This is a genomic window from Methanoregula sp., assembly GCF_002835825.1.
Classification (GTDB): domain Archaea; phylum Halobacteriota; class Methanomicrobia; order Methanomicrobiales; family Methanospirillaceae; genus Methanoregula.
On record NZ_PIZH01000070.1, the window covers coordinates 1 to 7,699 of the forward strand.

General features: G+C 53.0%; 4 protein-coding genes. 1 reads left to right on the top strand and 3 read right to left on the bottom strand.

All coding sequences use genetic code 11. From position 1 onward, the window contains the following. Window positions 1–218: 218 nt before the first annotated feature. Window positions 219–989: a trans-aconitate 2-methyltransferase gene (locus tag CW742_RS04120; RefSeq protein WP_292416843.1), complete on the top strand. Its 771-nt coding sequence runs from the start codon at window positions 219–221 to the stop codon at window positions 987–989. An 11-nt stretch (window positions 990–1,000) separates the two neighbouring features. Here the strand turns inward: CW742_RS04120 and CW742_RS04125 are convergent, their stop codons facing one another. From CW742_RS04125 to CW742_RS04135, 3 genes are all read right to left on the bottom strand, one after another. Then, complete coding sequence (locus CW742_RS04125) at window positions 1,001–1,486, bottom strand: N-acetyltransferase (protein WP_292416845.1); 486 nt, start codon at window positions 1,484–1,486, stop codon at window positions 1,001–1,003. A 215-nt stretch (window positions 1,487–1,701) separates the two neighbouring features. Continuing rightward, window positions 1,702–5,523, bottom strand: a complete 3,822-nt coding sequence (locus tag CW742_RS04130; protein ID WP_292416848.1) for a PAS domain S-box protein — start codon at window positions 5,521–5,523, stop codon at window positions 1,702–1,704. 217 nt (window positions 5,524–5,740) lie between these two features. Then, window positions 5,741–7,258, bottom strand: coding sequence for a PKD domain-containing protein (locus CW742_RS04135; RefSeq protein ID WP_292416851.1), 1,518 nt, complete (start codon window positions 7,256–7,258; stop codon window positions 5,741–5,743). Between the last annotated feature and the right edge of the window lie 441 nt (window positions 7,259–7,699).

Below are 7,699 nucleotides of genomic sequence, written 5' to 3' on the forward strand. Positions count from 1 at the left end.
TTCAGGGCCTAATCCCGCAGGGGTTCGCCGGTTCGAATCCGGCTCCTCGCATCAGGTTTTTGGGTTATTGGTATCCCAAAGATGTCATTTTTGTCTGATTGTTTCATCCAACAGGGTGTCTGGCTGTGCCACCAATCGGTTTTTGTTCATCCGGGAATTATCTCTGGTGGAGAACCCTGCTCGGCGAAGGGCGAACGCCACCGGGCATGGGGAACGATATGACACCGGGCTGGATTGCATACAATGATCTCGCATGGGTTGACGATTACCTTACAGGCCCGGCGGAGTACGAAGAAGAAGTGAGGTGTTACATCGGCCTGCTGGAACAGCAGGGGATAAAACCCCCCGGCACGCTGTTGCATCTCGGGTGTGGCGCCGGGGGTCACGACCGGATCTTCCGGCAGTATTTTTCCGTGACCGGTGTCGATATCAGCCCGGGAATGCTCGCAAGGGCACGTGCAGCACATCCCGATATCGGATACCTTGAGGGCGATATGCGGTCGATCCGGCTGAACCGTCGGTTCGATGCCGTCGTTATTCCGGACAGCATCGATTACATGGTTACCATCGACGACCTCCGGCAGGCCATCCATACTGCGGTCACGCATCTCCGGCCCGGTGGCGTACTGCTGGTTGTTGGAAAAACAGAGGAGACGTTCCGGAACAACAATTTCGTCTACACCGGAGAACGGGACGGGACTCATGTGACGCTCTTCGAGAATAATTACCGGAGCCTGAACAACCCGGGTACCTATGAGGCCGTGCTTGTCTACCTGATCCGGCAGAAGGAAGAGCTCTCCATCCAGACCGAACGTCATGAACTTGGCCTGTTCCCGCTGAATACATGGGAACAGGTTTTCCGGGAGAACGGGATCGAGATGATGACCACACGACTTGACGGCATCTACGACCCGTATCTTCAGAATGACGGGGAGTACTCCCTTACGGTATTCACCGGAAAAAATGAGAGTGGGCACTATTGGCGGTAGTGAATATTTGTTCAGCGTTGTATTTTGTTTGTAATACAACCCCGTTGTCCCTGTAAATCCTTTTTAAGATAAATCATATCGACAAGTTGTATGTCGCCCTCAAACATAGGGTGGTCGTAATTGTCGGTAAAAAAATTCCTTACCCGGTATGCCTTTTCAAATCCACACTGTTCATAAAACGACAGGATTGCCGGCGTTTCGCCAGTCCCGACAAGCATTGTTTTATAAGCGTTTTTGTAGAAATCACAAATGAACTGTATCAATGCTCTCCCGTACCCTTTGCCCTGGTATTTCTCGTATGTTGCTATGTTTTTCAATTCACAGGTTTCGCTATTTACCGGCACGACAACGCAAACACTTTTCAAATCATCGTCGTACAAGGCAAACAAGTCTCCCTTCGGCAGATACCTGTCAATCATGGTTTCCTGCTCATCTGCCAGCAACAACAAGTCAAGGAACTGTTTCTTATTTCCGGTAATTTTTTCTGTTTTCACCATATCGCTGTTGTTACCTCAGGGGTTAGGTTTTTTCCGTTGTATCGATCTGCATTACCGCTCACGAGTGTATTCTCGTTACATGGCGTGCTGGATTTTTCATATGCTATCCTATGCTTGACATTTTCTTTCTAAACGGCGAAGATAGAACTCCAGATTTCGCATTGTTGGTTCCAGCCCTTCAAGCATCTGGGTAAAAACCAGAAAACCTCCTCGCATCAGGCTTTTTTCTTAAGTTGTTGTGGAAGGGTATCCGCGGTCTCAACAAACCGGTACGCCCCTCTCGGGATGGTTATGGCAAACCGGGCACCGTTGCCGTATTCCCCGATCTCCCGGATGGCCATCCCGGTAATGGCAAGGATCTCTTTTGCAAGGAACATCCCAAGGCCGGTATTCTTCCCAAAGCCCCGGTTAAAAACAAGAGGCTTGTCTTTCTGGGGGACACCCTGGCCATTGTCTTCATAGAAGCAGGTAAGACAGTCATCGGCCTCATGGAACGAGAGCTGGATCCTGTCCATATGTTCGCCCCCGTGGCGGAGGGAGTTATCGACAAGGTTATAGAAGACCTTTGTCAGCAGCGGGTCGGCCAGCACCTCGACATCTGTCCGCTCTGCTTCGATCCGGACGTCCTTTAAGGCGAGTCCCCGTGTGGACTTGATGAGTTGTGCGTTCATGTTCTGCCACGACGGCGCTATCATGCCCATGGTCTGGTAATCCCTTGTAAAGGTGATCTGTTCTTCAATGGTGGTGACAACTTTCATCTGTTTTTTGATAAGCTCCAGCTTTTTCGGATCGCTCTCATCGTCCTGGGCGAGATCATGATAAGCCCGGAGTGCGCCCAGCTGGTTGAGGATATCATGGCGGGTGATGCTTGAGAGGAGCTGGAGCTTGGCATGGGCAGTCTTAAGCCCGCTCTCGGCTAATCTCCGGTCGGTAATGTCTTCGGTTGTCCCTTCAAGGGTAGAGATCTCACCGCGATCGCCGGGTATCCCCCGGGCGTTAATCGTCAGCCAGATATGCTCCCCATCCTTTCTTATGAACTCCACATCCATTGCCCGGATCGCCTCGCCTTGTGCAATCCGTCCTGTGACAATGTCCCGGTCCTTTGGATTGGCATACAGGTCACGCATGGACTCAACCGATCGTTTCATCTCGTCAGGAGAGGAGTAGCCGAATATCCGTGCAAAGGCCGGGTTGATCTCGATAATGCTCCCATCCGGGGCAGTCCGGTAAATGCCCAGGATCGCATTTTCGAAAATATTCCGGTACCGGGCCTCGCTTGCCCTGAGGGCATCCTCGTTTCGTAACAGTTCCTCGTGGTGGTGCCGGAGTTCTTCTTCTATGGCCGTCAGTTCTTCAAAGGACGCTGCCAGGTCCTCATTTTTCCTGAGCAGCGACTCCTGCATCTGCCTGAGTTCGGTAATGTCTTCGACAATGCAGACAATACGGAAGAAGGTCCCGTGCTGGTCTTTGAGTCCGCTTGCACTGACGCTGACATCGAGGCTGGTCCCGTCCTTCTTTTGCATCCGGTAGATCTGGTTTCTGGACGAGCCGGTAGTAAGCGCCTGCCGGAAATACTCCTTTGCGGTATCAGCAAAATCCCCATGGACAAGGGACGCAAACGGTTTTCCGATAATCTCGCTCTTGTCGTACTGCAGTACGTCGTTCATCCTGCGATTGCAGTCGACAATGATGCCCTGTCGGTTGACCGAGATGATCAGGTAGGGTGCAGCATCGAAGATGTGCCGGAACTTCTTCTCGTTTCGTGCCAGTTTCTCTTCAGCTGCTTTGAGACGGCTGATGTCCGTCACCATGGCAAACGAACCGGTAAAAACCCCGGCATCGTCAAAGATTGGGGAACCGGAGACGAGAAGCCAGCAGGTACTCCCGTCTTTCCGGATAAACCGGCACTCGAACTGTTCGCTTCTGCCAGCCATCCTGTTCTGTCTGCGGATTGCATGGTCTCGTGCATGCTCTTCGCCCATGAACCGGGTGATGCTTTTCCCGAGAATTTCTTCTTCATTATAGCCAAGGAACTCCGTGAGCTTCCGGTTGACAAACGTGGTGTTGAAGTCCGGATCAAGCATCCAGATGCCTTCGTTTGCTGTCTCGACTATGCGGCGGTATTTCTCCTCGCTTGCCTTGAGGGCCGCCTCGTTTTCGAGCAGAATTTCATGATGATGGCGGAGTTCCTCTTCGATTGCGGTCAGTTCTTCAAAGGATGCCGCCAGGTCCTCGTTCTTTCTGAGGATTGAATCCTGCATCTCCTGGAGTTCCGTGATATCCTCGATGATACAGACAATCCGGAAGAATGTCCCGTGCTGATCTTTTAACCCGCTGGAACTGATGTTTACACCGATCTCCGTCCTGTCTTTTCTCTGCATCCTGAATGCCTGGTTTTTCACAGAACCGGTTGTCAGGGTCTGCCGGAAATGTTCGCGCACGGTGTCATGTTCATCGCCACGCAGGAGGGAGTAAAACGGCATCCCTAAAATCTCGTTCTTGCCGTACTGCAGCACGTCCTGGATCTTCCGGTTGCAGTCAACAATAACGCCCTGCCGGTTGACCGAGATGATCAGGTAAGGCGCGGCATCGAAGATGTGGCGGAACTTCTTCTCGTTTCTCGCGAGTCTATCCTCAGCTGCCTTAAGGCCGCTGATATCCGTGACCATGGCAAACGAGCCGGTGAAATTGCCGGTTGTGTCCACAGAAGGAGAGCCGGAGATAAGGAGCCAGCAGGTGCTGCCGTCTTTCCGGATAAACCGGCATTCGAACTGCTCGCACTTCCCCTCTTTCCAGCTCTTTTTTCGCGCACCGTAATCCCGGGCGTGTTCCGCTCCCATGAGGCTCGTAATCTTCTTCCCGATCAGTTCCTGCTCGGAATACCCGAGGAATTCGGCAAATTTCCGGTTGATAAAAGAGATGGTAAAGTCCTTGTCCAGCGCCCAGATCCCTTCATTCGCTGTCTCGACGATCCTGCGGTACTTCTCCTCGCTCTGGCGCAGGGCGTCTTCGCCCCGTTTCAGTTCATCGTAGTTTGCCCTGAGTTCCTCTTCCTGTGCAGTCAGCTGTTCGTATGCTGCCGCAAGGTCAACGTTGGTCTTGTGCAGTTCGGCCTCTGCCCGCTTTCTCCGTTCATCGTCTTCCCGGACGCGGAGGGCAAAGGTCAGGTCATGGGCCATTTCTTCCAGGAGAGAGACAATCTGGTCGTCAAAGAACCCGGTCTCGGGGGCGCAGAGCGTGAGGGCGCCGGCGTATTGCGTACCGCGTGCAAAGGGAATTGCTGCGATGGCCTGGTATCCCCGGCGGATCGCCTCGGCTTTCCAGGGATACGTGTACGGGTCCTCGACAAGCGAATTGTAAATTGTGCACTTACCGGAACGGAATGCGGCTATCGTCGGGCTGCTCTCGGAAGCGTTCGCACCGGGAAGCGCAGGCAGGTTCTCCAGGTACCCGTCCGTGTGCCCGTACGAGGCAATGGGGCCGAGGGTATCGGACCCGCCGGCGATACCGGCCCATGCCATCCGGAACCCGCCACTCTCAACCGAGATCCTGCAGATCTCCTCAAGCAGGTCAGGCACTTTTGTGTTCCGCACAATGGCCTTGTTGGTTGCACTTAAGAGGGAGTAGAGACGGTTGAGCCGGTAGATATGGAACTCTCCCTGCCGGTGCTCGTGGGCGGTGATGATCTTTCGCGCCAGTTCGGTGAACTGGGGTTTGGGAGCCCCGCCCTTCTGCATATAAAAGTCCGCACCGTACTCGAATGCCTCAACCGCCACTTCCTCCCGGCCTTTTCCGGTAAAAATGATGAACGGCAGTTTCGGGAACTGCCTGCGCAGGTTCTTTAAAAATTCAATGCCGTCCATCTCCGGCATCTGGTAATCGGAGACGATCACATCGTAGTGGGTGGAGGAGAGGAGTTCGAGCGCATGGGACACGGAGGTTGTGATGTCGACTTTCAGCCGGCCTGTCCGCTCAAGGTAGGTTTTGCCGATATCGAGGAGTATTTCCTCATCATCCACATAGAGGACAGAAATCATAGGCAAATGTCCTGGCATGAGTCAATGCCCCAGGCTATTCCTGTGTACATTTTCTCGCAGGGGCTGATATACAACTCGGTTTTATCCTGTGAAAAAAAAGCAAAAATTGGTCGTATTTTTCTGTAAATGTATGTAATCCTGCGGATTTATACCATTTTTCCGGGGACATTGTCCAAAAAATCCCGTCTGAAACCAGCGATAACAATACATAAATAGTCTATATCAGCATAAACACCGCGCAGTAGAATGCGAAGAGCGGGATGAAGAGCGCCAGGTAGAGGGTCTTGTTCCAGCGCCAGATCGCAAGACCGTCCATGGTCTCGATGGGCATCAGGCTGTAGACTGCGGTGATGAGGTTGATGGTGAAGCCGATTCCCCCGGCGATTGCAAAGACCCCGCCCAGCATCACCATGGCCAGGAAGACAAACGTGAGGATGATGGAGACGACCGGCCCGGCAATCATCTCAATCCCTATTGTCCGCGGGTCTTCATCATCTGTCCTGTTGACGAGGTTCCGGTACGATGCGCCGAATGCATTGCCAAAGAGCCAGGCCGTGATGAACATGATGACCGTCCCAAGGCCCCAGAACCGGGTGTCCGCATCCTGCCCGTGCTTTGTTGCAAAATACCGGTGCGCAAAATCATGGAGCACAACCGAAACGGCACCAACAGCAATGTAAATGAGCACCATCTCAAGGGTGAGTTCGGCACGGTCCGCGAGCATAAACGCCAGCGCAACGATGATGACTGCGCCTTCAATGACAAGGACTTCCGTTGCCGAGAGGCCGAAGTACCGCTGCTCCATCTTCCGGACCGCAAGCTTCCGGGCAGCGATCTCCTTGTCGCTCAGTTTCTCAACCGCATGTTCGCCGAAAAGCTCTGCAAAGAACTTCAGGAATTTGATGAGAAGTTGCCAGATGAAGCTGATATTGGTGACGATAAGCTGGATGATGAGCACCGCAATGCTCGTGATGACTGCGGCAAGCGCCATGAACTGGGCCGGGATGTATCCCGATGCCGGGAGGTTTGTTACCGCCGGACCTTTTGCCTCCTGGATCAGGCCGATGATCCCCTCGCTGCGCTCTGGTTCACCACTGTCCGCGACCGGCTCGACAGGCGCGACGTTTCCCGCGCTGATGAGGTTTGTCCGGGACAGGGTGTCGCTGCCAAACGCATTGGATACTCTCAGCCGGACCGTGTACGTGCCGGGTTCTGTATAGGTATGCACTGGTGCCTGTTCCCCTGATGTTGCACCGTCGCCAAATTCCCATTGCCACGCACCGGGCCGGTTCAGCGAGGCATCCGAGAACGATATGGTTAACGGGACCGTCCCCTCAACCGGAGATGCTGAAAAACCGGCAACCGGGGGGTTCCCGATCCTGATAAATGCAGGTTCAACCCGTGTATCAGATCCGTAGATATTCGTGACAGTCAGCCGTACGGTATAGTCGCCATCAGCGGTATACGTGTGCGTCGGGTTCTGGCGTTCGGAGGTTGCGCCATCGCCAAAGTCCCAGAAGTACTCCATGGGCGATAAGCCGCGTGAGGTATCAGCAAAACTCACGGTAAGTGGCGCCGGCCCAAACCTTGTGCTGGAGAAAAAATCAGCAACCGGAGGATTCGTGACCGTTATGTAGCCCGGTGCGGGAGCTCCAGTTTCCGCAGCGGAAATGGGCAGAGCAAGGAGCCCGGCAGTGAGGATAAGGATGAGCAGGAGGAATTGTTTGTGGCGCATTATGGATCACCTGGTTGGATCCGTGCAGAATGGAGGTGGAGATTGATGTGCATGGTATCTGTTTTTGTTTTCTCTTCGGAATCATAAAGGAATTGTCTTCAGCACGGTACGTTCTCCTGCCATTCACAGCAGAAGAATCGTTTTTATTCTCCATCAGTTCGCTGCACGTGCAGATGAATTATTGGGATCCCCGTGGTTAGCTGAATCCGGAAATACGGTGAATAATGGGCTTTCAAGTCCCTTCTATGAGAAAATGATTGTAAATTCTATGAAGATAACATCAGTCCCAAGACGCAAAAAAGAATATACCATTTTTTTCATGAGCAAGGGGTCGAAGAACTCTGATGAGTTCTTCTCCTCTCTCAGGTCAGATGACCTTCGAGAATTCGAAGTTTCGAGGGTTATCAAACCCGAGAAATGAGAAGAATCCATCAGGATTCT